Origin of the sequence: Lachnoclostridium sp. An196, from assembly GCF_002160135.1 — a bacterium.
In the GTDB taxonomy this organism is placed as follows: domain Bacteria; phylum Bacillota; class Clostridia; order Lachnospirales; family Lachnospiraceae; genus Hominiventricola; species Hominiventricola avistercoris.
Genome location: NZ_NFJZ01000007.1, coordinates 44,611 through 67,667, shown reverse-complemented (window position 1 = coordinate 67,667; position 23,057 = coordinate 44,611). Strand labels below are relative to the sequence as shown.

The following is a 23,057-nucleotide window of genomic DNA, read 5'->3' as shown; positions in this document are numbered from 1 at the left end:
GGATGCGCCCGGCTTTCTGCGGCGAGCGCAGAAACCGGCATGCGCGATGGTATAATCCGCACGCTGCGCTCATTATACCATATTCGGTGTGCAAGGTCACGTAAAATTCTATATAAAAGCTTTGAAACAGGCCTTGAATGTTTATCTGGATTGTGATAAGTTCAACATATCAATCTGACAGGGAGCGTTCTGCTTCTTGTGTTTTCCATTGACAGAAAATTTTATAGGGGGTTTACATGAGCAAAAACAATGTAATTGTAAACAAATGGCTTTCTCAAAAAGGACGATTTGCGGATTTGATGAATGGCTGTTTGTTTCAGGGACAACAGATTGTGTTGCCGGATCAGCTGGAAAAGCTGGATCGGGAGACGGACTTATTTATACCAGATAAGTTGGATAGAAAACAAAAGAAAGGACGAGGAATACAACGTTACCGGGATGTGGCAATGCGATGGAATAACAAGGCGGAATTTACGATTCTGGCGATAGAAAATCAGGAACGTATTCATTATGCGATGCCGGTGAGGACTATGATTTATGACGGACTGTCTTATGCAGAACAGATAGAAGAAGCATGGAAAGACGAGGAGAAAAACAAACAAAATATAGCGTCAGAAGAATTTCTCTCACATTTTCGAAAGACAGACCGGTTATATCCTGTGATCACTTTGGTGTTTTATTATGGTTCTATTCCTTGGGATGGGAGCAGGGATTTATATGAAATGATTTTTCCAAAAGAAATCGACGGCAGTGATGCGAAAATACGAAAGTACATACCCAATTATGCTGTTAATCTTGTGGATGTGGAGCGATTGGAAGACACAACTGTGTTTCAAACTGATTTACAATATGTATTAAATATGATAAAATACAGAGAAAAGAAGGAAAAGATTTTAGAATATGTGGAAGAGAATAAATCATATTTTCAACATATGAATGTAGACAGTTACCGAGCGCTGGGGGTATTTTTGAACTCTGAAAAATGGCTGGCAGAAAACAATATTTTTGAAAGAGAGGGGGAAACAGATATGTGTAAGGCATTAGAAGAGATTTTTGAAGACGGGAAGGAAAAGGGAATAGAAGAAGGAATAGAAAAAGGTATAGATGGTAAATTAAAAGAATTAATTTCCAGAAAACTTCAAAAAGGAAAAGATCCGGAGACCATAGCAGAGGAACTGGAGGACAGTGTGGATACTATCCGCCGTCTGATTCAGGAAATGTCGGCGGTGTGATTCTGGGAACAGGATTTGCGCGGTTTTGTGATCCAGAGGGCAATACCCATGGGAAGGAAGAAGAACGGTGTTTTTTGATGTGTTACGACAGCAAAAAGTTTGCTGGCAATAAAATCCCAGGCAGATTCAATGCCGAAAAAGCGGGTACGGCGGATGATACCAAGATAATCTGCCAGCAGATAATAAGCCGGAAAGGCCAGGGAGAGGGTCAGATAATAAGGAGCTGACCGCATGGTATGCTGTCTCAGAAGATTCATATAATCGGAAAAGGAAAATAATAAAAATCCAAAAATAACTGTCGCTGCCAGAAGTGCGGTACTTCGAATTCTGGCATTCCGGGTGTTTTCCTGCGATGGCATGCCATGGATCAGGACGTTTACATCCACTTCCATGATGTCTGCAATTTTTACCAGGGTATCTATATCAGGGCGGGTTTTCCCGGTTTCATAATTAGACACAGTCTGACGGCTGACAAAAAGCTTTTCTGCCAGCGCATCCTGTGTCATCTTTTTCCTGGTTCTCAGAATCCGAATATTCTTCCCTACGTTTGCCATGTGAGCACCTCCACGGACGGGTTTTGGTACTTTTACTATGGCATATTCCGGACAAAATGTCACGCAAAGATTCCTTGAATCATAGGGGTTTTGACTTTAGAGAGTCTTTCATAGCTTTTACATATGCGCCTATATGATCGGACGCGTCTTTACCATATTTTTCCAATAGCTTTATGATTGCGGAGCCGACGATGACACCGTCAGAGAGAGCGGCCATTTTCTTTGCCTGTTCCGGAGTGGAGATGCCAAAACCAATGGCGCAGGGGATATCGGTATTCTGGCGGACCACATTTACGATGGATGCAAGGTCGGTCTTTATCTCATTTCTCATGCCTGTAACGCCCAGAGAAGAGACGATATACAGGAATCCTTCCGCTTCTTTTGCGATCATGGCGATGCGGTTTTCAGAGGTAGGCGCGATGAGTGAGATCAGGTCTATACCATAAGTATGACACAAGGGCAGAAATTCGTCTTTTTCTTCATAAGGCAGATCGGGCAGGATCAACCCGTCGATGCCGATTTCTTTACAGGTGGAAATAAAACGTTCCGCGTCATAGGAGAAGACCACATTGGCATAGGTCATGAAAACCATCGGTATTTTTACATCCTGACGGAGTTCCCGGACGAAATCGAATATTTTGTCGGTTGTGATACCGCCGTTCAGCGCGCGCAGATTAGCGCCCTGGATGACGGGGCCTTCGGCAGTGGGATCGGAAAAAGGGATGCCCAGTTCGATCAGGTCGGCGCCATTTTCCACGGCGGCCCGTACAGCGGCGCCGGTGGTTTCAAGATCCGGGTCTCCGCAGGTAATGAAAGGAATAAATGCTTTCCCTTTTTCAAATGCTTTTCTGATATTACTCATGGATATCCTCCCCTCTGTAGCGCGCTATGGCGGCGCAGTCTTTATCTCCCCGGCCGGATATGGTGATGACGATGATCTGGTCCCGGCTCATCCCGGGGGCAAGCTTTATGGCATGTGCCACCGCATGAGCAGATTCGATGGCGGGGATAATTCCTTCTGTTTTTGCCAGGTATTCAAAAGCGCATACGGCTTCTTCATCAGTGACGGGAACATATTCTGCGCGTCCCGTGTCGTGCAGATAAGCGTGCTCAGGACCGATACCGGGATAATCCAGTCCGGCGGAGATGGAGTATACAGGAGCGATCTGCCCGTACTGATCCTGGCAGAAGTAGGATTTCATACCGTGGAAGATACCCGGTCTGCCGGTGGCGATTGTCGCGGCGGTTTCAAAGGTGTCGATGCCTCTGCCTGCCGCTTCACAGCCGATCAGCCTTACATTCTGATCTTCGATAAAGTGATAGAAGCTTCCGATGGCATTGGAACCGCCTCCTACGCAGGCGATCACCGCGTCGGGCAGCCGCCCCTCTTTCTGAAGAATCTGTTCTTTGATTTCTTTAGAGATAACAGCCTGAAAGTCCCGCACAATGGTGGGAAATGGATGAGGCCCCATGACAGAGCCCAGGCAGTAATGGGTATCGCTGATACGGGAAGTCCACTCGCGCATAGCTTCTGATACCGCGTCCTTTAATGTGGCAGTACCGGTTTTGACCGGGATGACTTCAGCGCCCAGCAGACGCATGCGGTAAACATTGAGCGCCTGGCGAACGGTATCTTCCTGCCCCATGAAGACGACGCATTCCATATCCATGAGCGCGGCGGCAGTGGCGGTGGCCACACCGTGCTGACCTGCGCCTGTCTCCGCGATCAGGCGTGTCTTGCCCATCTTTTTTGCCAGAAGGGCCTGACCGAGAACGTTATTGATCTTGTGCGCACCGGTATGATTGAGATCTTCCCGCTTCAGATATATTCTGGCGCCGCCCAGGTCTTTTGTCATCTTTTCTGCAAAATACAATCGGGAGGGTCTGCCTGCATATTCATTGAAGAGTTCTGTCAGTTCCCGGTTGAATACCGGATCATTTTTATAGTAGTTGTACGCGTTTTCCAGTTCGATGACTGCATTCATCAGCGTTTCGGGGATATACTGCCCGCCGTGGATGCCGAAGCGTCCGTTTGGATTCGTCATGATCTGCCTTCCTTTCTTACGGCCTGTACAAATGCCGTCATTTTTATTCTATCTTTTTGTCCGTCTGTCTCCACGCCGGAACTTACATCCACCGCATAGGGATGAAGTGTTTTCAGCGCGGAGGATACATTTTCAGGGCTGAGCCCCCCGGCAAGGAAATAAGGCCGGTGTAATTTTTTGATCAGATCCCAGTTAAAAACAGTTCCTGTACCGGCACCGGAATCCAAAAGTACGTAATCGGCATCACATACGGACGCGGCGCGGATATCCAGGCAGGAACGGATCCGGAATGCCTTGATCAGAGGTTTCTCTGTGAGGCTTCGCAGTTGGTTCAAATATGTTCCGGATTCGTTTCCATGAAGCTGTGCCATATCGATGATCTGATCTTTGAGCAGTTCTGCCACTGTCTCCGGCGCTTCATCTGTAAACACTCCGACTGCCTTTATGCCGGGAGCGAGCAGGGATTTTAACTCGGCAGCCCTTTGAAAGCTTATATACCGTTTGCTTCCGGGGACGAACACAAAGCCGATATATTCTGGTTTTAACAGATTCACTGTTTCTATATCGCAGGGGCGGAACAGGCCGCAAAGTTTAATTTTCGTCATAAGTCACCCCGCAATTTGGCGAGCCGGGCCTTTTTGTCGGAAGCGCGCATGAGTGTCTCGCCGATCAATACCGCGTCGGCGCCGATTTCCCGGAGCGCGGATACGTCCCCGGCATCACGGATTCCGCTTTCTGATACAAACAGCACATGGGATGGAATCATCCGGCGGAGTTTACGGCTGTTTCCGGTATCTACCGTAAAATCTTTCAGATTTCGGTTGTTGACGCCGATGATCCGGGCGCCTGCCAGAAGGGCTGTCTGTATTTCCTCTTCGTCGTGTGCTTCCACCAGAGCGGAAAGACCAAGCGAGTCGCAGATCTGGATATATTCCCGGATCTGCCCGGGGCTCAGGATCGCGCAGATCAGAAGGACGGCGGACGCGCCCAGGAGTCTGGCTTCGTAGATCATATACTCGTCCACAGTAAAGTCTTTGCGCAGGCAGGGGACAGAAACGGCGCCGGCAATCTCTTTCAGATACCGGTTATCCCCCAGAAACCATTTAGGCTCTGTCAGAACGGAGATGCAGTCTGCGCCTGCGGCCTCGTATTCCAGAGCGATATCCAGATATGGAAAATCCGGAGCGATCAGTCCTTTGGACGGAGAAGCCTTCTTGCATTCGCATATAAAAGAAATATCCTGCTTTTTCAGAGCGTTTTCAAAAGCGAATGATCCTTTGGGAAGAGCCTGCGCCTGCGCCCGTATCTCTTCCAAGGGATGCATTTGTTTTGCCCGTTCTGTACGTTCTTTTGCATGTTCTGCCAGCTGGTCAAGGATATTCATAAGGATACCTCCTCCGGCCGGTTGCTGATTTCGATAAGCTTTTCCAGCGTTTTCAGGGCTTTTCCGGAATCGATCAGATCTGCGGCCAGGATAATGCCGTCTTTCATTGACGCCGCTTTTCCGCCGATATAGAGAGAGGCTCCGGCATTCATCAGTACGGCGTCACGCCTGGGTCCCTTTTCACCATTCAGAATTGCCCGCGTAATCTGTGCGTTTTCTTCCGGGGATCCGCCTTTTAAATCTTCTCTGGTACAGCGTTTGAGTCCGAAATCTTCCGGCGCGATGACAGAGGAACGGAACCACCCATCCTTGATTTCACAGATGCTGGTGGGAGCGCTCATGGAGATCTCATCCAGCTTATCCTGTCCGTACACGACCATTCCGCGTCTGACTCCCAGATTAATTAATACCTGCGCCAGAGGTTCTACCAGATAGTCGTCATATACACCGAGAAGCTGCAGGGACGGCGCGCCGGGATTGGTCAGAGGTCCCAGGATATTAAATACGGTACGGAATCCCAGTTCTTTGCGGATCGCCCCCACATATTTCATGGAGGTGTGATACTTCTGCGCGAAGAAAAAGCACATGCCGGCTTCATTCAGAAGTTCGATGCATCTGGCGGGGCTCTGCTGGATATTTACGCCGAGAGCCTCCAGGCAGTCTGCTGTCCCGCACTGGGAGGAAGCGGCGCGGTTGCCATGCTTCGCTATCTTCATACCGCCTGCCGCGGCTACCAGGGCGGAAGTGGTAGAAATATTGAAACTATGGGCATTGTCCCCGCCGGTACCTACGATCTCGAAAACTTCCATGCCGGTGTCCACGCGGGTGGCGTGAGCCCTCATGGCGGCGGCACAGCCCGCGATTTCGTCGGTAGTTTCAGCTCTGGCACTTTTGGTGGAAAGTGCGGCGAGGAATGCCGCGTTTTGTGTAGGCGTTGTTTCACCGCTCATGATTTCATTCATAACTGTATATGCTTCATCATAAGTAAGGTCTTCTTTGTTTACGATTTTTACAATTGCTTCTTTGATCATAGTCTCTCCTTTCGTTCTGCAGGCAATAAAAAACGCCCCTGACAGAAAATATATTTCTGTCAAGGACGAATAATACAAATACCATCCGCGGTGCCACCTTGATTCACAGGAACGACCCTGTGCGCTTAGCAGGATACCAACATATCCCCGGCAAATGACGTCTGCCTCCAACGTCGCAGAATACTCTGTGAAATTCACATTTGACTGCGCCCTCAGCGGTCCATTTGACAACTTGTTTCTTACCTGATTCTCAGCATCCAGGCTCTCTGTAAAGGCATCATTGCCGTTATCTCCGCTTCAACGGTTTAGTGTATTAAATTTTGTATAGTGTAACATGGTTTTTGGAAGATGTCAACTTCCAGAATAGTATATTTCCTGAAAAGCATATGCAGATATTAAGCGCAAGATTCATTTTCTTTTTGTGGCTTTGTCGATGGCTTCGTGATCCAGAGTGCCGCGCCGGGGACAAGGAACAGGAAAGAGGGAATCCGAAGGAGAAAATAGAAGATATGCCGGGCCAGATAATCCCAGACCGGTATCTTGTCAAAATAGGAGGCACTGAAGCTGTAATCAATTTCTGCACTGCGCAGTCTCATAAGAGTGAAAGAGTCCGCGACCATGGCAATGCATCCCGGAAGAATCAGGATCAGGATGCCCAAAAGAACGACTGTAAGTACGCGATGAATGATCTGCGGCGTTCTGCCCGAAAAAGACCTGGCATGCAGGAAACACCCTGCGGTCTGCATGATGCACCATCCGGTAAGCAGGTAATAGCAGGGAAAAACAAGATTGTGCAGAAAAATGACGGGAAATGAGTCAAAGGTTTTCCTTAACGAGTCCTGAGCGGCTGAAAGAAGATAATAGAGCAAAACACCAAGGCATACCAATATTGCCAGCAGCACCAGACTTTTGATCCGCTCCTTTTTCGTATCCGGTTTTACAGGGATACCGTAGATCAGCGCATTGGCGTCTGTATCCAGGCACTCCGCGATCTTCATTAATATGTCAATATCCGGATTGGATTTTCCGTTTTCATAATTGGACACAGTCTGACGGCTTACAAACAGCTTTTCCGCCAGTTCATCCTGAGTCATCCCCTTTTTTGTCCTGAGAATCCGAATATTTTTCCCTACATTTGCCATAACAGCACCTCCCCATTTTGGGTTTTTGTGGTTATATCATGGCATATTCCGGGCAGAATGTCACGCAAAGAATCTTTGACAGGCGAAGACAGGGATAAAAATTATGCTGCCGGCTTACTTGGTCTGGTGATCCAGAGCGCAATTCCAAGCAGGAGCGAGAGGGCAGGCATTTGTTGAAAAATATAGATTCCCCAATATATGAATAGAGGAACTCTCCATGTCGGAATATTGATAAACAAATTTACGCATGACGGAAGAAGCAGAATATAATAGACGGCAAGAACAAGTATGAAAAAAAGATGAACTTTAGATATATGTTTTCCTGCAAGGGGAGTGGTATGCAGGAAACACCCGGATGCAGACATAACAGTATAACCTGCCAAAACTCCGTAGGTGGGCAGAATCAGCATATGGAATAAAAACAATGGTCCGGTTTTGAGAGTATTTTGCGTCCAGATCTGAAGAAAAGAAGAAAGCCGGAATGATATAATTCCCAGCAAAAGCGTGAAGACTAAAAGGAACAGGGATTTCAAGCGTTTTTTTCTGATCGCGGATGCATCCTTTGCTTCATATACCAGCGAATTAACGTCTGTATTCAGGATTTTGGCGATCTGTAATAAAGTGTCGATACTGGGTTCGGATTCCCCGGATTCGTATTCGAATACGGTCTGAGGACTGACAGATAACTTTTCGGCCAGTTCTTCCTGAGACATTCCTTTTTGAAATCTGATATTTTGGATATTTTTACTGATTTCTGACATGATTAACACCTCCCTTATTTTGTATAATTATAACATACCTCTTTGTTCTGGCGATATAGGTTTCTTCCAGATTTATGGGGAAAATGAGCCGACGAGAGCGGTATATCGAGTGGTATAAGGATGCCATAGATACGGATTTTTGGAAATCAAATTAAGAGGATAGTAACTACTTTTTGTATAAGCTCCGTCAAAGGGGGTACTGCATATGGATGCGGTATCCCCTTTGACATATGAAAACGGATTACTGTACCGGATTCGTAATACTTCCGATGCCTTCCACCCGGCATTCCACCACATCCCCGGGCTTCAGAAACCGGGGCGGGTCAAAGCCCATGCCGACTCCGGCCGGAGTACCCATGGATATGATGGTACCTGCCCGGAGCGTCATGCCCTGAGACAGTTCATGGATCACATAAGCGATATCGAAGATCAGCAGGTCTGTACGGCTGTCCTGGCGCAGTTCTTTGTTTACCCTGGACTGAATTTTCAGAACCGGCGGGAAAGGAACACTGTCTGCGCTCAGGATGCAGGGACCCATGGGAGTGAAACCGTCCAGGCTTTTCCCGAAATACCACTGTTTGTGGCGGGTCTGCACATTGCGCGCGCTTACATCATTTATCACGGTATATCCGAAGATATAAGATGCCGCGTCTTTTTCCGGAACATGATAAGCATCTTTGCCGATGATGACGGCAAGTTCTGCTTCATAATCCAGGCTGTCCACCAGATCCTGATGGGAGAGAATGGGTTCGCCGTCCGCCACGGCCCGGTTTACTCTTTTGGAGAAATAGATCGGATAAGACCGTTCACCGCCGAAAGCATCACTACGATAGCGGGCAGCTTCCTCTGCATGCGCCATATAATTGATGCCAAGGCATATGATGTCCTGGGCGGGTCTCGGGATCGGAGCCAGCAGACGGACCTTTTCCCGGGGAAGCGCACAGGATACCTGTTCCGGCGGTCTGCGGGAGACGGAAAAGAGCAGGGAGAACTCCTCCGGAGAAATATGCCGGATCAGTGTGTTCATATCCGGATATGGCCGGATCAGGGAAGCAGTGGGGTAGATCCACATTTCGTCCGGGCTGAGAATTCCGGTCTGTTCTTTCCTGTCCATTGTATAAGTGACAAATTTCATAGTTCCATCCCCTTTCCGAAAACTATCGGCGCGCAGGCAGCGCGGTATGCGCGATACGCTGGAATGCTTCCAAAAATACGTAAATCAGTATGGAATTGACGACAAAGCTGAGGGTACATTTGATGAAACGGCTGATAATCAGAGTTCTGAGCTCATATCCGTACATAATATGAAGCCAGAGCGTACTCAGAGTCACACTGATGATGTATTCTGTCAAAGCGCATAAGACGGCGCGGCTCCGGCCCACGCGGGAGCGGTACAGAATTAAGCCGCTTACAGCGCCAAGAAGTCCATAATTAAAAGAGAATCCCGGAAAATAAGCGAATCCCCGGATCAGGCAGTTGACGACATCGGCCAGAAAACCTACTGTGAAGCCCATCACCGGACCGCCGATCATACCGGCTGCGATAAAGACCAGGAAACCGAACCGGATCTCAATGACCTGAGAGACCGGAATGTTGAAAAGCGACAGCACTACATAGATGGCGATCAAGAGCCCGCAGATGCAGAGCCCCTGGGTACTGCGCAGCGCTTTGAACTGTGATTTGAGATTTGTTGTTTCTTTTGAAATTTGCATAAAATACACCTCCTGAATCTGCGTACTACATCTGAGATGTACTCATATGCAGCAACGGGTGCGAATCAGACATCGTAAGCCCGTCCGGCTTTTCGTCCCGTGACAACTCCCCATCCACGGACACTTGACGCGTCGGATTCTACTTCGCATGATGCTTCATTATACACATGTCGATAAGGACATGCAAGAGCTTTCCATACATTTCTGAAGTTTTTTGAGCCGGCTGAATGCAGCGCGGGGCCGTTTTTCGCCGCCGAAAGCGAAAAAGCATGAGGAAAAACGAAAATACGAAAATACGGTTGCATTTTCAGAAAAACTGTGCTAAGGTATCCGTATAAAGTAAATAGCGGTGGCTGTTACTGGTAATGCAGGCAAGACCAAGTGAAAGAAGCGTAGAGGATACGTTGCTTTTGTCTTGGTCTTTTTTTGTGCCGCGGAATCTGCCCGGGAAGGATCACGGCAAATACGGCAGGACAGCCCGCGAGGAGGGAAAATATGGATTACAGAGCATTGGGGAAAACCCTGATCGACCTGGTCGGCGGAACGGAGAACATTCGTCAGCTGACCCACTGTGCTACGCGGCTGAGGTTTGAATTTTACGACAAGGGAAAAGTACAGAAGGAAAAGATAGAAAATCTCCAGGGAGTCATCAGCGTAGTGGAAGGCGGAGGCCAGTTTCAGGTTGTTATCGGGAACGAAGTGCAGACCACTTTCGGCGCTATCCGGGAGGAGATGAAGGACACCGGAAGTTCTCACGAAGAACAGCCGAAGGAAAAAGAGGGAATCGTAAATACGATCATCAGCGTTATTTCCACTACCTTTACGCCGGTGATCCCGGCGCTGATCGGCGGCGGAATGATAAAGGCCCTGCTTTCCATTCTGGTACTTGCAGGACTGGTGAGCGATTCCGGAAGTACCTATCAGATTTTAAACTTTATATCTGACGCTCCTTTCTACTTCATGCCGGTACTGCTGGCGTACGGCGCGTCGCTGAAGTTCCAGTGCAGTCCGATTATGGCCATGACTATGGCGGCCGCGTTTCTGCATCCAACCTGGAGCGGCATCGTGGCGGCGGGAGAAACGGTTACTTTTTTCGGAATCCCCACGATATTGGTGGATTATTCCTATTCCGTGGTGCCGATTATTTTAAGCGTATGGATTCTGTCCTACGTGGAGCGTTTCGCAGAGAAATATTCTCCGTCGGTCATTAAATTTTTCCTGAAACCGATGATTATTATGTTTGTGGCTATTCCGATCGGCCTGGTGGCGGTGGGACCGCTTGGGAACCTTCTGAACGACCTTGTGCAGACCGGGGCGGATTACATCAATAACAGAGTGAGCTGGCTGATTCCTATGCTGATGGGAGCCTTCCAGCCGTTCCTGATCCTTACGGGTACCGCCTGGGCCATGACGCCGATTGCCACGAGCCAGATCTCGGCCCTGGGTTATGAAGTGGTCAACGGACCCGGTATGCTGGCCTCCAACATTGCTATGGGCGGAGCGACCCTTGCGGTTGCCGTAAAGGCAAAAGGTCAGAACCTAAAGCAGCTTGCATCGTCATCCGGCTTTACCGCGGTGATGGGCGTTACGGAGCCCTGTCTTTACGGCGTCCTTCTGAGACTGAAACGTCCCTTTGTGGCTTCCATGATCGGCGGCGCGGTGGGCGGCGTCTATGCGGGAATCTCCGGATTGGTACGCTATTCTTTTGTATCTCCGGGACTTACGGCCATTCCGGCGTTCATCGGAGAGAATCCTATGAACGTGGTACACGCGGTGATCACGATTGTGATTTCCTTTGCCGCAGGTTTCGCTGCCTCCTGGCTGATAGGATTTAAAGAGACGGAGGATGAAAACGCCGGCACATCCGCGGATGAGATGAAAGGAGATGAGCCGGCAGAAGGAAACACAGAAGACAAGACAGAGGCGGAAAGTATCTCCATGCCGGTATCAGGAGAAGCGGTACCGCTGTCAGAGGTTCAGGACCAGGTGTTTTCCGGAGAGGTGCTGGGAAAGGGCGCGGCGATTATTCCCTCAGAAGGAAAGGTTTATGCTCCTGCCGACGGAAATATTACGCTGTTTTTTGACACGGGCCATGCCATCGGAATGAAAACCAGTCATGGGGCAGAGATCTTGATTCATGTGGGCATCGACACCGTGAATCTGCAGGGCAGATATTTTACGCCGGAAGCGAGGATGGGAGATACCGTGAAAAAAGGAGATCTGCTGCTGAGTTTTGACGTGGATAGAATTAAAAGTGAAGGCTATGATACGGTCATACCCGTCATTGTGACCAATACAGACGCTTATCAGACCGTAGATATGATAAAGAGCGGAGACGGAAAGGCCGGCGACGATTTCCTGCAGCTTGCATGACAAGATCAATGGGGCCGGTGTGCCGGCCCCCCAAAATTTCATAGCAGCAGGAACAAAAAACCAGGAGGGATTTACATGATATACAAAGAACTGAAACCTTTTCCGGAGCATTTTCTCTGGGGAGCGTCCACATCTGCCTATCAGGTAGAGGGAGCCGCGGCGGAGGATGGGAAGAGCCCGTCTATCATAGACATGTACGAGCATCCTTCTGATGTGGCAGACTTCTCGGTGGCCAGCGATCACTACCATCGTTATAAGGAAGACATTGCTCTTTTCGCGCAGATGGGCTTGAAGGCTTACCGCTTTTCTGTGGCCTGGACACGGATATTGCCCCGGGGTACCGGAGCGGTCAATGAAAAAGGGATTTCATTTTACAGAGACGTTATTGCTGAATGCAGAAAGTATGGGATTGAGCCGGTGGTAACCATGTATCACTTTGACCTGCCGTGGTGCCTGGAGGAAAGAGGAGGCTGGGGAAACCGGGAGACTATCGACGCGTTTGTAAATTATGCCAGGGTGCTGTTTGAAAATTTCGGCGGGGACGTGCGTTATTGGCTCACGATCAACGAACAGAATACCATGATCCTTCATCCCGGAGCCATCGGACTGCCAAAGGGAGGAAAACTTCCTTCGCGGAAAGAACTGTATCAGCAGAACCATCACATGATGCTGGCCCAGGCCCGTACCATGAAGCTGTTTCACGAGATGGTGCCGCAGGGAATGATAGGGCCGGCACTGAACCTGACTGCCATGTACGCGGCCAGCTGCAGGCCGGAGGACGCCATCGCGGCTCACAACTGGGAAGTACTCCGATGCTGGAATTTTGCGGATGTGCCGGTGTACGGCTGGTATCATCCTCTGGCCTGGGAGTATATGAATGACAGAGACATTGCGCCGGAGGTGCAGGAGGGAGACCGGGAGATTCTGAAGGATGCGAAGCCGGACTTTATTGCCATGAATTATTATTCCACCGCCACCATAGCCGCCAGCCGGGGAGATGCTTCCGACGTGGCCGCGAGGGCGGGCGATCAGCAGATCATGCTGGGAGAACAAGGCGTATACCGCCCCGCGGAAAACGAGTATGTGGGGAAGACTCAGTACGGATGGGTTGTGGATCCGGTGGGATTCCGCTATACTTTAAGAAAGACCTATGAACGCTACCATCTTCCGATTCTGATCACGGAAAACGGGATCGGAGCTCCTGATATACTGGAACCGGACGGAAGTGTTCATGACGGCTACCGGATTGAATTTATCCGCGAACATCTGCACCAGATGAGGCTGGCCATTACGGACGGCGTGGAGATGCTGGGATATTGTCCGTGGGCAGCTATCGATGTGGTAAGCACACATCAGGGTTATCGTAAACGCTACGGTTTTATCTATGTGGACCGGGATGAGTTCGACCTGAAAGGATTGGAACGTCATCCGAAAGACAGCTTTTACTGGTATCAGAATGTGATCAAAGAGAACGGAGAATCACTGTAAAAGAAAATATGGGGGCTGTAACATGATTATCAGGAAAGTTCTCAATAATAATCTGCTTCTGGTAGACGAACAGGGGCAGGAGCAGATTGCCATGGGAAGAGGATTGAGATTTTCCTACAAAGTGGGAGATACCTTGAATGAATCTGATGTGGAAAAAATTTATATTCTGAAGGATGAAAAAAATACCCGAGATTACATACGGCTTTTGGAGGACGTGCCCTCTGAGTATGCGGAAGTGATACAGAACGCAATCCAGCTCGCGCAGGAGAAAATGCATAAAAAGCTCAATGAGCAGATATTTGTGACCCTGCTTGACCATCTGCTCTATGCCCTGGAACGGGATGAGAAAGGGATCGTGCTCTATAACCGGATGCTCTGGGAGATCCAGAAATTTTACCCGAAGGAATATCAGACGGGTCTTCAGGTGCTGGAATATATCAATAAAAAACTGGGCAGATCGCTCCCTGATGCGGAGGCGGGGAATATCGCTTTTCATCTGGTAAATGCGCAGATGGCTCCGAATATGGAGGGCGGGGCCAGAAACGGCATGCTGATGGTAAAGATGCTGAAAGATATTTTTCAGATCGTGCAGCTGTATTATAAAAAACAGATCGATGAAGACAGCATCAATTATTCTCGTTTTGCGGTACATATGCAGTTTTTTCTCCAGAGGCTGCTGGAAGACAAGATGTTGGAAAACGGCGTTGCCACTATATACGATTCCGTGGCCAGGGAACAGAAAAACGCCGCAGGCTGTGTATCACAGATACAAAAATACATCCGGAATTTTCTGAAAAAAGAGATTCCAAAAGAAGAGCAGATTTATCTGATCGTCCATATCGCGAGAGTAATGGAGGACACGTAAAATCTTGTGCAAGACATAGGGACAGAAGGCGACGGGAAAGCCTGCTGTCCTTTTTGCGCATTTCATGATTGCGTGAAGCGGCGTGAGACAGTATAATATTCACCGGAAGAGATCGCCCCGATCCGTGAAAATGCGGAAAATTACATCAGAGAAAGCAGAGGACTGGAACTATGATACAGGATATCGCGCCTAAGAAATTTGACAATCATTATGTGGAGATGGAACCGGGAGCCGAAGACTGGATTCTGATTTACCGGGAGAGAGAAGTGCTCTGCCGGTTCGAGAACGGACAGATCCGTTACCCGAAGCTGAAAGAGATTATAGATGAACATATGGATCCGGATCTGACCTATCTGTTCAGCGTCAGCGGCGAGCATTTTTTCCTGCTGAAAGAGGGACTGGATATTGCGCCGGAAGGGTATGGATGGGAGACCTCGTCTGTTTTCCGGACGGCCCGTCCCCGGTATCTTGCTTTTGCCGGGATTACCGGAGAACAGCTGGATGAATGGTATCGCGCCAATCGTTTCTGCGGCCGCTGCGGCAGGCCCATGACCCCGGATTTTGCGGAACGGATGATGCGGTGCAGGGAGTGCGGCAACACGGTTTATCCCAAGATCTGTCCGGGAGTCATCGTGGCAGTGACGGATGGGAACCGGCTCCTGCTGACGAAATACGCGCCGCGGGAAGGCCGCACTGTCAATTATGCCTTGGTGGCCGGCTTCACGGAGATCGGCGAGACGCTGGAAGAGACTGTGGCCAGAGAAGTGATGGAAGAAGTGGGGCTGAAAGTGAAAAATATCCGGTATTACAAGAGCCAGCCCTGGTCGTTTACCTCCACGCTTCTGTGCGGATTTTTCTGCGAAGTGGACGGAGACACCAGAATTACACTGGATACGGATGAGCTGTCGGTGGGACAATGGTTCGAGCGGGAGGAGATCCCCATGGAGGACGATGGCGTCAGCCTGACCAGAGAGATGATCGGTGTGTTTAAGGCAGGAAAAGAAAAAGATTTTTAAGGGAAAAAGAAGGGCCGTACCGGGACAGCGATTCTGTCCCGGATGCGGCCCTTTCGGTCAGTCTGTCAGCATGAAGCGGGAAAGATCCGGTTCAGAATCTGATGGGCTACTTCCTCTTTACTCATGAGAGGGAGTTCCTCTTCCCCATCTCTGGTGATCAGAGTAACTACGTTTGTGTCAGTTCCGAAGCCGGCTCCGCTGGTGCGAAGACTGTTGGCAACGATCATATCCACATGTTTCTGCTCCAGTTTTTTCCGGGAATTCCGGAGCATGTTTTCTGTCTCCATGGAGAAACCGCACAGGAACTGACCGTCGGGTTTGTGCTCGCCGAGAAATTTTAAAATATCTTTTGTCCGCTTGAGCTCAATGCTCATTTCTCCGTCCTTCTTTTTGACTTTCTGATCGCTGACAGAGAGCGGCGTGTAATCAGCCACCGCGGCAGCCTTGATGATGGCGTCCTGGCTGTCGGATACAGAGGTGACGGCCTGGAACATGTCCTCGGCGGAAAGAACCGGAACGACGCGCACAAAAGGCGGAGGAGCAATCGATACCGGGCCGCTTACCAGTGTTACGTCAGCGCCGCGCAGCATGGCGGCATGGGCAATGGCATATCCCATTTTGCCGCTGGAATGGTTGGTGATAAACCGCACCGGATCAATGGACTCCTGAGTGGGTCCGGCGGTGACCAGAATCTTTTTCCCTGTCAGATCTTTTTTATAAGCGATTTCTTTCAGGACCCAGGATAATAACTCGTCCGGTTCCGGCATTTTTCCTTTTCCGCTGTCTCCGCAGGCCAGGTGGCCGGACGCCGGTTCAATGATCTGATATCCGTATTTTTCCAGCAGACGGAGATTGTCCTGCAGGACCGGATTCTCATACATGGCTGTATTCATGGCAGGAGAGATCAGCTTCGGACAGGTGCACGCCATCAGGGTAGTGGTCAGCATGTCGTCGGCGATGCCGTGGGCCAGTTTCCCGATTACATTGGCGGAAGCGGGCGCCACCAGGACCAGATCCGCCCGTTTGGCTACAGAGATATGTTCAACCTCAAAAGAAAAGTTCCTGTCAAAAGTGTCTACCAGACATTTTCTGCCGGTCAAGGTTTCAAATGTAACAGGATTAATAAAATTAGCTGCGTTGGCAGTCATGATCACCTGCACGTCGCAGTGCAGCTTTGTCAGGGCGCTGACGAGGGAAGCAGCTTTGTAGGCGGCGATGCTTCCGGTCACACCCAGGACGACATATTTATTTTTCAGCATAGTGATCCTCCAGAAGTGTATATTTAAAAAAAGTATATCACAAAATGGACGGGATGTGTTACATTATATGATGATATGTAGAGACAGCCTCCGAATGTCTCAAGATTGGAAAAGAGGGAGATAACATGATACTTGCAGTGGATATTGGAAATACAAATATAGTCGTGGGGTGCATCGACGGAGATCGGATCTGTTTTGTAGAGCGGCTGTCGACGGTTTCCACCAGAACGGAACTGGAGTATGCCATCAGCTTTAAAAACGTGCTGGAATTATACGATATTCATTTTTCCAGACTGGAAGGGGGCATTATCTCGTCGGTGGTACCGCCGGTCACCAATATCGTGAAACGTTCTGTGGAGAAGGTACTGGGCAAAGAAGTCATGGTGGTAGGACCGGGGGTAAAGACCGGGCTGAATATCATCATGGATAACCCCAGAGAGGTGGGCAGCGACCGTATCGTCAACGCGGTGGCGGTGGTTCATGAATATCCGGTGCCGGCGGCGATCATCGATATGGGTACCGCGACGACCATCTGCGTAGTGGATGAGAAGAAGAATTATATTGGAGGCGCGATTATCCCCGGGATGAGAATCGCGGCAGATACCTTGACTGCCAGGACGGCGCAGCTTCCAAAGATCAGTCTGGAACCGCCTGCCCGCCTGATCGGGAAAAATACGATTGATTGTATGAAGAGCGGTGTGTTTTATGGAAATGCGGCGCTGATTGACGGAATGCTGGACCGCATGGAAGAAGAAATGGGACAGAAACTGACGATCGTGGCGACCGGGGGCCTCGCAAAAGCGCTGATTCCCCACTGCCGCCACGATATCATATTAGATGACGCGCTGCTGTTAAAAGGCCTGAAAATTATTTACGACAAAAACCACTGATATGGCTGCGGCTACCGGATGATGGTACCTGCCTTTTCTTCCATGGCTGTTTTGGCATCATCCAGATCCGCGATGACGGTGACGCGTCCGGGTTTGCTGGATACAAACGAAACAGCCGCAACCACTTTCGGAAGAATGGAGCCTTCCTGGAACTGGCCTTCGGCGATATAGGTCCGGGCCTTCTCCACGGACAGCGTGTCCAGCGGCTGGCTGTTCTCTTTTCCGTAGTTCAGATACAGTTTCTTTTCTCCGGTAAGCAGAAGCAGCATATCCGCGTCCAGAAGTTCTGCCAGGCGTCCGCTGGCCAGATCCTTTTCGATCACGGCGCTGGCTCCTTTCAGGCGGTTGCCCTGTCTCAGTACCGGGATGCCGCCTCCGCCGCAGGCAATCACTACCTGTCCGGCGTCGGAAAGCGTGCGGATGGCTTCAATCTCGACAATGTCTTCGGGTTTGGGCGCGGAGACGATACGTCGATAGCCCCCTTCTGTTTTGACTACATAGTTTCCTTTCTCTTCTTCCGCGTCCGCTTCTTCTCTGGTCATCACACGGCCAATGACTTTCACCGGTTTATAGAAAGAGTCATCATATGGATTGACGACAACCTGTGTCAGGATCGTAGCGACCGGGCAGGAGATCCCCCGGTTCAACAGTTCTTCCCGGATAGCATTCTGCAGATCGTAGCCGATATAGCCCTGGCTCATGGCCGAGCAGACGGACATGGGAGCAAATGTATAGCCCGGATGCTGCTTTCCGAACTCATTCATGGCTGTATGGATCATGCCTACCTGGGGTGCGTTGCTGTGGGAGATCACTACCTGGCAGTCTGCTTCCACCAGATCCGCGATGGCTCTGGCGGCGTATCGGACGGCGGACTGCTGCTCCGGAAGCGTGGCGCCCAGTGCTTTATGTCCGAGAGCGACGACGACTTTCTTTTTCTTCATAAGGAGATACCTCGTTTTCTGTTTAATTTGAGTCCATTATATAAGTAGCAAAGGAAAATTGCAAGACCCGCCCGGGTATGGTATAATGAGCACAATGTGCAAAATGTAATGGAACGCAGAACTCCGCCCCGGACGGCGGAAGGAGGAGACAATGAAAACAGTTTCGGAATTACTGGAAGGCTTACAGTATGAAGTGATAAAAGGGGATACAGACCGGACGGTCAGCGATCTGGTCTGCGATACCCGGAAAGTGACAGAAGGATGTCTGTTCGTGTGTGTCAAAGGGGCTTCCTATGACAGCCATGAACATGTGGATGAGATCGTGCAGAAGGGAGCGGCGGCGGTCGTGGCGGAACGCCCGGTAGCTGTTCCGGACCAGGTGACGCTGATCCTGGTGGAAGATACCCGGTATGCGCTGGCTCTCCTTTCCGCGGCATGGTTTGACCATCCCGCAGACAAGATGAAAGTGATCGGCGTTACCGGAACCAAAGGAAAGACGACGACCACCTATATGGTAAAGGGGATTCTGGAACATGCAGGATACAAGGTGGGACTGATCGGAACGATTGAGATTATCATCGGAGAGGAGCATATTCCGGCCAGCCATACGACGCCGGAGTCCTGGCAGATTCAGGAATATTTTGCCCGCATGGCGGAAGCAGGATGTCAGGTATGTGTGATGGAAGTTTCCTCTCAGGGGCTTATGATGCACCGGACAGCGGGAATCCCGTTTGAGATCGGGATATTTACGAATCTGTCCCCGGACCATATCGGACCGGGCGAGCATGCAAGCTTTGAGGAATATGCGGCGTGCAAAGGACTTTTATTCAAACAGTGCCGCATTGGCATCGCAAATGTGGATGACTCTCATTTTGATATGGTACTGCAGGGGCATACCTGTGAACTGGAGACGATCGGATTTTCAGAAAAAGCAGATTACCGCGCATCGGATATGGAACTGGTAGGGCGTCCGGGATATATGGGCGTCCGGTACCGTGTGTCCGGAAAAGTCAATATGGATGTGGAGATCGACATCCCGGGCAAATTCAGCGTATATAATTCTCTGGTTGCCATTGCGGTGTGCGAGCATTTCAAGGTGGCGGAAGCAGACCTGAAAGAAGCGCTCCGGGTAGTGAAGGTCAAAGGCCGGATCGAGATGGTCAAGGTGTCGGATGAATTCATCTTGATGATTGACTATGCGCACAATGCCATGAGTCTTGAGAGCCTGCTGGAAACCCTGAGAGAATATCACCCGGAACGGCTGGTATGCGTATTTGGCTGCGGAGGGAACCGTTCCAAGCTCCGCCGGTATGAGATGGGAGAGGTGTCCGGCAGACTGGCAGATCTGACCGTGATCACGTCGGATAATCCCAGATACGAAGATCCCCAGGCGATCATTGACGATATCAAGACCGGCATGGCGAAGACGGATGGAAAATACGCGGAGATCAAGGACCGCAAAGAAGCGATCCGTTATGTGATTTCTCATGGGCAAAAAGGCGATGTGATCGTGCTGGCCGGAAAGGGACATGAGGATTACCAGGAGATCAAAGGGGTCAAATATCCGATGGATGAGAGAGTCCTGATCCGGGAAGTCCTGGAAGAACTGGCGGAAGAACAGAAGAAAGGAAAGTAAGGATGGAGTTCGTCAATGTCATCGTGGATATTTCCCATGAAAAACTGGACCGGGTTTTTCAGTACCGGGTACCCCCGGAACTGGGGGGAAGGATCCAGATTGGCATGCAGGTGAATTTCCCGTTCGGGACGGGCAACCGTCCGATGAAAGGATACGTGGTGGGAGGTACCGATGAACCGGATTATCCTCCCGAGAAGATAAAGACGCTGACCGGGATCGTGCCCGGCAGCGTGCCCGCCGAATCGCAGCTGATTGCGTTGGCGGCCTGGATGAAAGAGACTTACGGGTCAACCATGAACCAGGCGCTGAAGACAGTGCTCCCGGTAAAACAGAGGATCCGGCAGAGGCAGGAACGAAAGATCGTGCTGACCGCGGACCGGGAGACCGCACAGCGTTTATTGGAAGAGTGCCGCAGGAAACATTACCGCGCAAAAGAACGTCTGCTGGATGCCCTGCTGGAGAGCGGGGAGGGATATCTGGATTATGATCGTTCCGTAAAGGAACTGAAGGTTACTTCTTCGGTACTGCAGGGATTTCAGGAAGCGGGAATTCTGCGCGTGGATTCCAGTACCCGTTACCGGAATCCTCTGGAGGGGCGTTTTTTGAAGCAGCCCCGGACCATAGTGCTGAATCAGGCCCAGAGGCTGGCGGCAGACGGGATTTGGAATGATTATAAAAAAAGGGGCGGCAGGACCTATCTGCTCCATGGAGTGACCGGAAGCGGGAAGACAGAAGTATACATGGAACTGATCGACCGGGTGATCCGGGAGAAAAAGCAGGCAATTGTGCTGATCCCGGAGATAGCCCTGACATTTCAGACGGTCGGCCGGTTTTATGAACGTTTTGGAGAACGGGTTTCGGTCATGCATTCCCGCCTGTCGGATGGAGAGCGGTATGACCAGTATCTGCGGGTCAGGGAAGGAAAAACAGATGTGATGATCGGACCCCGTTCCGCATTGTTCACACCATTTTTACACATTGGGATTATTATTATAGATGAAGAACATGAAAGTTCTTATAAAAGCGAGAATGTTCCCCGCTATGACGCGCGGGAAACTGCCATCCGAAGAGCCGGGATGTGCGGAGCTTTCGTAGTGCTGGGAAGCGCTACTCCGTCTACGGACAGCTACTACCGGGCCCGTTCCGGAGAATATGGATATTACAGGCTGCCTGAAAGGATCGGAGATGCAAGCCTTCCGCAGGTGACGATCGTGGATCTGCGGGAGGAACTGCGGGCCGGGAACCGCAGTATTTTCAGCCGGAAGCTTCGGGAAGCCATGGAGGACCGGCTGAAAAAACACCAGCAGACCATGCTTTTCCTGAACCGGAGAGGACTGGCGGGATTTGTATCCTGCCGCTCCTGCGGAAAGGCCATCCGGTGTCCGCACTGCGATGTGGCGCTGTCTCTGCACGGGGACGGAAAGCTGAGGTGTCATTACTGCGGATATGAAAGAGAGATGCCGAAGGCCTGCCCGTCCTGCGGTTCGCCGTATATATCAGGGTTCCGGGCGGGGACACAGCAGATCGAAAGGGAAGTACAGAAAGTATTTCCCGGCGCCAGAGTGCTGCGTATGGATTATGATACCACCAGAAGCAAGGAGAGTTATGAAAAGATTCTGACGGCTTTCGGAAAAGGACAGGCGGATGTGCTGGTGGGCACGCAGATGATCGTGAAGGGACATGATTTCCCGGGAGTAACGCTGGTGGGAGTTCTGGCGGCTGATCTTTCACTGTATGCATCGGATTACCGTGCGTCGGAGAGGACTTTTCAGCTGCTGACCCAGGCTGTAGGCCGCGCAGGGCGCAGGAACCTGCCGGGCGAGGCGGTGATTCAGACCTATGTGCCTGATCATTACAGTATTCAGGCTGCTTCCAGGCAGGATTATGAAGGGTTTTATGAACAGGAGATTCTGTACAGGACGTTGATGGGATATCCTCCGGCGTACAGTATGCTGGGGATCTATCTTTCCTGCAGAGAAGAAGAACCGCTGGAAGAACAGTCAGAGAGGCTGGGCGCGTACATCCGGAACCTGGATGTGCCGGGGGTGTCTGTGATCGGTCCGGCGAAAGCCGCGCTGGCGAAAAAAAATGATATTTACCGAAGAGTGATTTATCTGAAGCACCAGAGTGAAGGGACGCTTCTGAAGATAAAACAGAAACTGGAAAAAGAAACGGAACGGGAGACAGTATGGGAGGAAGTTTATATACAGTACGACTGGAATCCGTTGAATGTATATTGATTTAGGAGGAGATTATGGCGATTCGGAATTTGAGATATGAAGGAGATCCGATCCTTCGGAAGACGAGTAAGGAAGTAAAAGAAGTGACCCCGAAGATCAGGGAGCTGATCGACGATATGCTGGAGACCATGTATGAAGCCAACGGCGTGGGGCTTGCAGCGCCGCAGGTGGGCGTCCTGAAACGGATCGTAGTGATTGATGTGGGAGAAGGCCCGCTGGTAATGGTCAATCCGCAGGTGGTGAAGACGTCCGGTTCCCAGACAGGAGATGAAGGATGCCTGAGCGTTCCGGGAAAGGCCGGGACTGTTACAAGGCCTGATGAAGTCACGGTAAGATTTATGGGCGAAGACGGCGAGTGGTATGAGCTGGAAGGCCGTGAGCTGCTGGCCAGGGCCATCTGCCATGAGTGCGACCATCTGGATGGAAAGCTCTACATCGATATTGTGGAGGGGGAACTTCATGATACGGTGATGGAAGAGGAGGACTAA

General features: G+C 50.4%; 21 protein-coding genes and 1 riboswitch. Of the genes, 9 read left to right on the top strand and 12 right to left on the bottom strand.

Features of this window, described 5'->3' with window-relative positions; genetic code table 11:
• Positions 1-236 precede the first annotated feature (236 nt).
• Positions 237-1,232 (top strand): Rpn family recombination-promoting nuclease/putative transposase, encoded by a 996-nt coding sequence (locus B5F29_RS09545; protein WP_087154407.1) that lies wholly within the window; start codon positions 237-239, stop codon positions 1,230-1,232.
• Here the strand turns inward: B5F29_RS09545 and B5F29_RS09540 are convergent.
• The 10 genes from B5F29_RS09540 to B5F29_RS09495 form a co-directional block, all read right to left on the bottom strand.
• Entirely contained in the window at positions 1,211-1,786 is a 576-nt protein-coding gene (locus B5F29_RS09540; RefSeq protein WP_087154406.1) for a helix-turn-helix domain-containing protein, read from the bottom strand. The genes B5F29_RS09545 and B5F29_RS09540 overlap by 22 nt on opposite strands.
• Before the next feature lie 79 nt (positions 1,787-1,865).
• Entirely contained in the window at positions 1,866-2,648 is a 783-nt protein-coding gene (trpA, locus tag B5F29_RS09535; RefSeq protein WP_087154405.1) for a tryptophan synthase subunit alpha, read from the bottom strand.
• Positions 2,641-3,831 carry a tryptophan synthase subunit beta gene (trpB, locus tag B5F29_RS09530; RefSeq protein WP_087154404.1) on the bottom strand — a complete coding sequence of 397 codons (1,191 nt, stop codon included), beginning with the start codon at positions 3,829-3,831 and terminating at the stop codon, positions 2,641-2,643. Before trpB ends, trpA begins: the two co-directional genes overlap by 8 nt.
• Positions 3,828-4,436 (bottom strand): phosphoribosylanthranilate isomerase, encoded by a 609-nt coding sequence (locus tag B5F29_RS09525; protein WP_087154403.1) that lies wholly within the window; start codon positions 4,434-4,436, stop codon positions 3,828-3,830. Before B5F29_RS09525 ends, trpB begins: the two co-directional genes overlap by 4 nt.
• Complete coding sequence (trpC, locus tag B5F29_RS09520; RefSeq protein ID WP_087154402.1) at positions 4,433-5,215, bottom strand: indole-3-glycerol phosphate synthase TrpC; 783 nt, start codon at positions 5,213-5,215, stop codon at positions 4,433-4,435. The genes B5F29_RS09525 and trpC overlap by 4 nt, the downstream gene beginning before the upstream one ends.
• Positions 5,212-6,246, bottom strand: coding sequence for an anthranilate phosphoribosyltransferase (gene trpD / locus B5F29_RS09515; protein ID WP_087154401.1), 1,035 nt, complete (start codon positions 6,244-6,246; stop codon positions 5,212-5,214). Before trpD ends, trpC begins: the two co-directional genes overlap by 4 nt.
• Positions 6,247-6,641: 395 nt before the next feature.
• Positions 6,642-7,388, bottom strand: coding sequence for a helix-turn-helix domain-containing protein (locus B5F29_RS09510; protein WP_087154400.1), 747 nt, complete (start codon positions 7,386-7,388; stop codon positions 6,642-6,644).
• Between the two features lie 101 nt (positions 7,389-7,489).
• Positions 7,490-8,149: a helix-turn-helix domain-containing protein gene (locus B5F29_RS17295; RefSeq protein WP_087154399.1), complete on the bottom strand. Its 660-nt coding sequence runs from the start codon at positions 8,147-8,149 to the stop codon at positions 7,490-7,492.
• 241 nt (positions 8,150-8,390) lie between these two features.
• Positions 8,391-9,284: a fumarylacetoacetate hydrolase family protein gene (locus B5F29_RS09500; protein ID WP_087154398.1), complete on the bottom strand. Its 894-nt coding sequence runs from the start codon at positions 9,282-9,284 to the stop codon at positions 8,391-8,393.
• Between the two features lie 22 nt (positions 9,285-9,306).
• Positions 9,307-9,861: a folate family ECF transporter S component gene (locus B5F29_RS09495; RefSeq protein ID WP_087154397.1), complete on the bottom strand. Its 555-nt coding sequence runs from the start codon at positions 9,859-9,861 to the stop codon at positions 9,307-9,309.
• Between the two features lie 50 nt (positions 9,862-9,911).
• Positions 9,912-10,010, bottom strand: a riboswitch (THF riboswitch).
• 346 nt (positions 10,011-10,356) lie between these two features.
• On the opposite strand from B5F29_RS09495, the gene B5F29_RS09490 reads away from it, so the two are divergent.
• The 4 genes from B5F29_RS09490 to nudC all read left to right on the top strand — a co-directional run bounded on the left by B5F29_RS09490 (position 10,357) and on the right by nudC (position 15,603).
• Positions 10,357-12,234, top strand: a complete 1,878-nt coding sequence (locus B5F29_RS09490; protein ID WP_087154396.1) for a beta-glucoside-specific PTS transporter subunit IIABC — start codon at positions 10,357-10,359, stop codon at positions 12,232-12,234.
• 75 nt (positions 12,235-12,309) lie between these two features.
• Entirely contained in the window at positions 12,310-13,722 is a 1,413-nt protein-coding gene (locus B5F29_RS09485) for a glycoside hydrolase family 1 protein (RefSeq protein ID WP_087154395.1), read from the top strand.
• 22 nt (positions 13,723-13,744) lie between these two features.
• The gene (locus B5F29_RS09480) at positions 13,745-14,587 is read left to right on the top strand and encodes a PRD domain-containing protein (RefSeq protein ID WP_087154394.1); all 843 of its coding nucleotides are present in this window, start codon (positions 13,745-13,747) and stop codon (positions 14,585-14,587) included.
• 170 nt (positions 14,588-14,757) lie between these two features.
• On the top strand, positions 14,758-15,603 hold the full coding sequence (gene nudC, locus B5F29_RS09475) for an NAD(+) diphosphatase (RefSeq protein ID WP_087154393.1): 846 nt from the start codon (positions 14,758-14,760) through the stop codon (positions 15,601-15,603).
• A gap of 65 nt (positions 15,604-15,668) precedes the next feature.
• Here nudC and coaBC read toward each other — a convergent pair whose 3' ends face one another.
• Entirely contained in the window at positions 15,669-16,862 is a 1,194-nt protein-coding gene (gene coaBC, locus B5F29_RS09470) for a bifunctional phosphopantothenoylcysteine decarboxylase/phosphopantothenate--cysteine ligase CoaBC (RefSeq protein ID WP_087154392.1), read from the bottom strand.
• A 125-nt stretch (positions 16,863-16,987) separates the two neighbouring features.
• On the opposite strand from coaBC, the gene B5F29_RS09465 reads away from it, so the two are divergent.
• On the top strand, positions 16,988-17,752 hold the full coding sequence (locus tag B5F29_RS09465) for a type III pantothenate kinase (RefSeq protein ID WP_087154391.1): 765 nt from the start codon (positions 16,988-16,990) through the stop codon (positions 17,750-17,752).
• Positions 17,753-17,763: 11 nt separating this feature from the next.
• Here the strand turns inward: B5F29_RS09465 and arcC are convergent, their stop codons facing one another.
• Positions 17,764-18,693, bottom strand: coding sequence for a carbamate kinase (gene arcC, locus B5F29_RS09460; protein WP_087154390.1), 930 nt, complete (start codon positions 18,691-18,693; stop codon positions 17,764-17,766).
• Positions 18,694-18,844: 151 nt separating this feature from the next.
• Here arcC and B5F29_RS09455 point away from each other — a divergent pair, with 151 nt between their 5' ends.
• The 3 genes from B5F29_RS09455 to def are packed head-to-tail and all read left to right on the top strand — an operon-like array spanning position 18,845 to position 23,057.
• Complete coding sequence (locus B5F29_RS09455; RefSeq protein ID WP_087154389.1) at positions 18,845-20,329, top strand: UDP-N-acetylmuramoyl-L-alanyl-D-glutamate--2,6-diaminopimelate ligase; 1,485 nt, start codon at positions 18,845-18,847, stop codon at positions 20,327-20,329.
• Between the two features lie 2 nt (positions 20,330-20,331).
• Positions 20,332-22,569 (top strand): replication restart helicase PriA, encoded by a 2,238-nt coding sequence (gene priA, locus B5F29_RS09450; protein WP_087154388.1) that lies wholly within the window; start codon positions 20,332-20,334, stop codon positions 22,567-22,569.
• Positions 22,570-22,583: 14 nt separating this feature from the next.
• Positions 22,584-23,057: a peptide deformylase gene (def, locus tag B5F29_RS09445; protein WP_087154387.1), complete on the top strand. Its 474-nt coding sequence runs from the start codon at positions 22,584-22,586 to the stop codon at positions 23,055-23,057.

Coding starts and splice junctions, on each gene's coding strand:
- B5F29_RS09545 (WP_087154407.1), top strand. CDS start 237: ATGAGCAAAAACAATGTAATTGTAAACAAATGGCTTTCTCAAAAAGGA.
- B5F29_RS09540 (WP_087154406.1), bottom strand. CDS start 1,786: ATGGCAAACGTAGGGAAGAATATTCGGATTCTGAGAACCAGGAAAAAG.
- trpA (WP_087154405.1), bottom strand. CDS start 2,648: ATGAGTAATATCAGAAAAGCATTTGAAAAAGGGAAAGCATTTATTCCT.
- trpB (WP_087154404.1), bottom strand. CDS start 3,831: ATGACGAATCCAAACGGACGCTTCGGCATCCACGGCGGGCAGTATATC.
- B5F29_RS09525 (WP_087154403.1), bottom strand. CDS start 4,436: ATGACGAAAATTAAACTTTGCGGCCTGTTCCGCCCCTGCGATATAGAA.
- trpC (WP_087154402.1), bottom strand. CDS start 5,215: ATGAATATCCTTGACCAGCTGGCAGAACATGCAAAAGAACGTACAGAA.
- trpD (WP_087154401.1), bottom strand. CDS start 6,246: ATGATCAAAGAAGCAATTGTAAAAATCGTAAACAAAGAAGACCTTACT.
- B5F29_RS09510 (WP_087154400.1), bottom strand. CDS start 7,388: ATGGCAAATGTAGGGAAAAATATTCGGATTCTCAGGACAAAAAAGGGG.
- B5F29_RS17295 (WP_087154399.1), bottom strand. CDS start 8,149: ATGTCAGAAATCAGTAAAAATATCCAAAATATCAGATTTCAAAAAGGA.
- B5F29_RS09500 (WP_087154398.1), bottom strand. CDS start 9,284: ATGAAATTTGTCACTTATACAATGGACAGGAAAGAACAGACCGGAATT.
- B5F29_RS09495 (WP_087154397.1), bottom strand. CDS start 9,861: ATGCAAATTTCAAAAGAAACAACAAATCTCAAATCACAGTTCAAAGCG.
- B5F29_RS09490 (WP_087154396.1), top strand. CDS start 10,357: ATGGATTACAGAGCATTGGGGAAAACCCTGATCGACCTGGTCGGCGGA.
- B5F29_RS09485 (WP_087154395.1), top strand. CDS start 12,310: ATGATATACAAAGAACTGAAACCTTTTCCGGAGCATTTTCTCTGGGGA.
- B5F29_RS09480 (WP_087154394.1), top strand. CDS start 13,745: ATGATTATCAGGAAAGTTCTCAATAATAATCTGCTTCTGGTAGACGAA.
- nudC (WP_087154393.1), top strand. CDS start 14,758: ATGATACAGGATATCGCGCCTAAGAAATTTGACAATCATTATGTGGAG.
- coaBC (WP_087154392.1), bottom strand. CDS start 16,862: ATGCTGAAAAATAAATATGTCGTCCTGGGTGTGACCGGAAGCATCGCC.
- B5F29_RS09465 (WP_087154391.1), top strand. CDS start 16,988: ATGATACTTGCAGTGGATATTGGAAATACAAATATAGTCGTGGGGTGC.
- arcC (WP_087154390.1), bottom strand. CDS start 18,693: ATGAAGAAAAAGAAAGTCGTCGTCGCTCTCGGACATAAAGCACTGGGC.
- B5F29_RS09455 (WP_087154389.1), top strand. CDS start 18,845: ATGAAAACAGTTTCGGAATTACTGGAAGGCTTACAGTATGAAGTGATA.
- priA (WP_087154388.1), top strand. CDS start 20,332: ATGGAGTTCGTCAATGTCATCGTGGATATTTCCCATGAAAAACTGGAC.
- def (WP_087154387.1), top strand. CDS start 22,584: ATGGCGATTCGGAATTTGAGATATGAAGGAGATCCGATCCTTCGGAAG.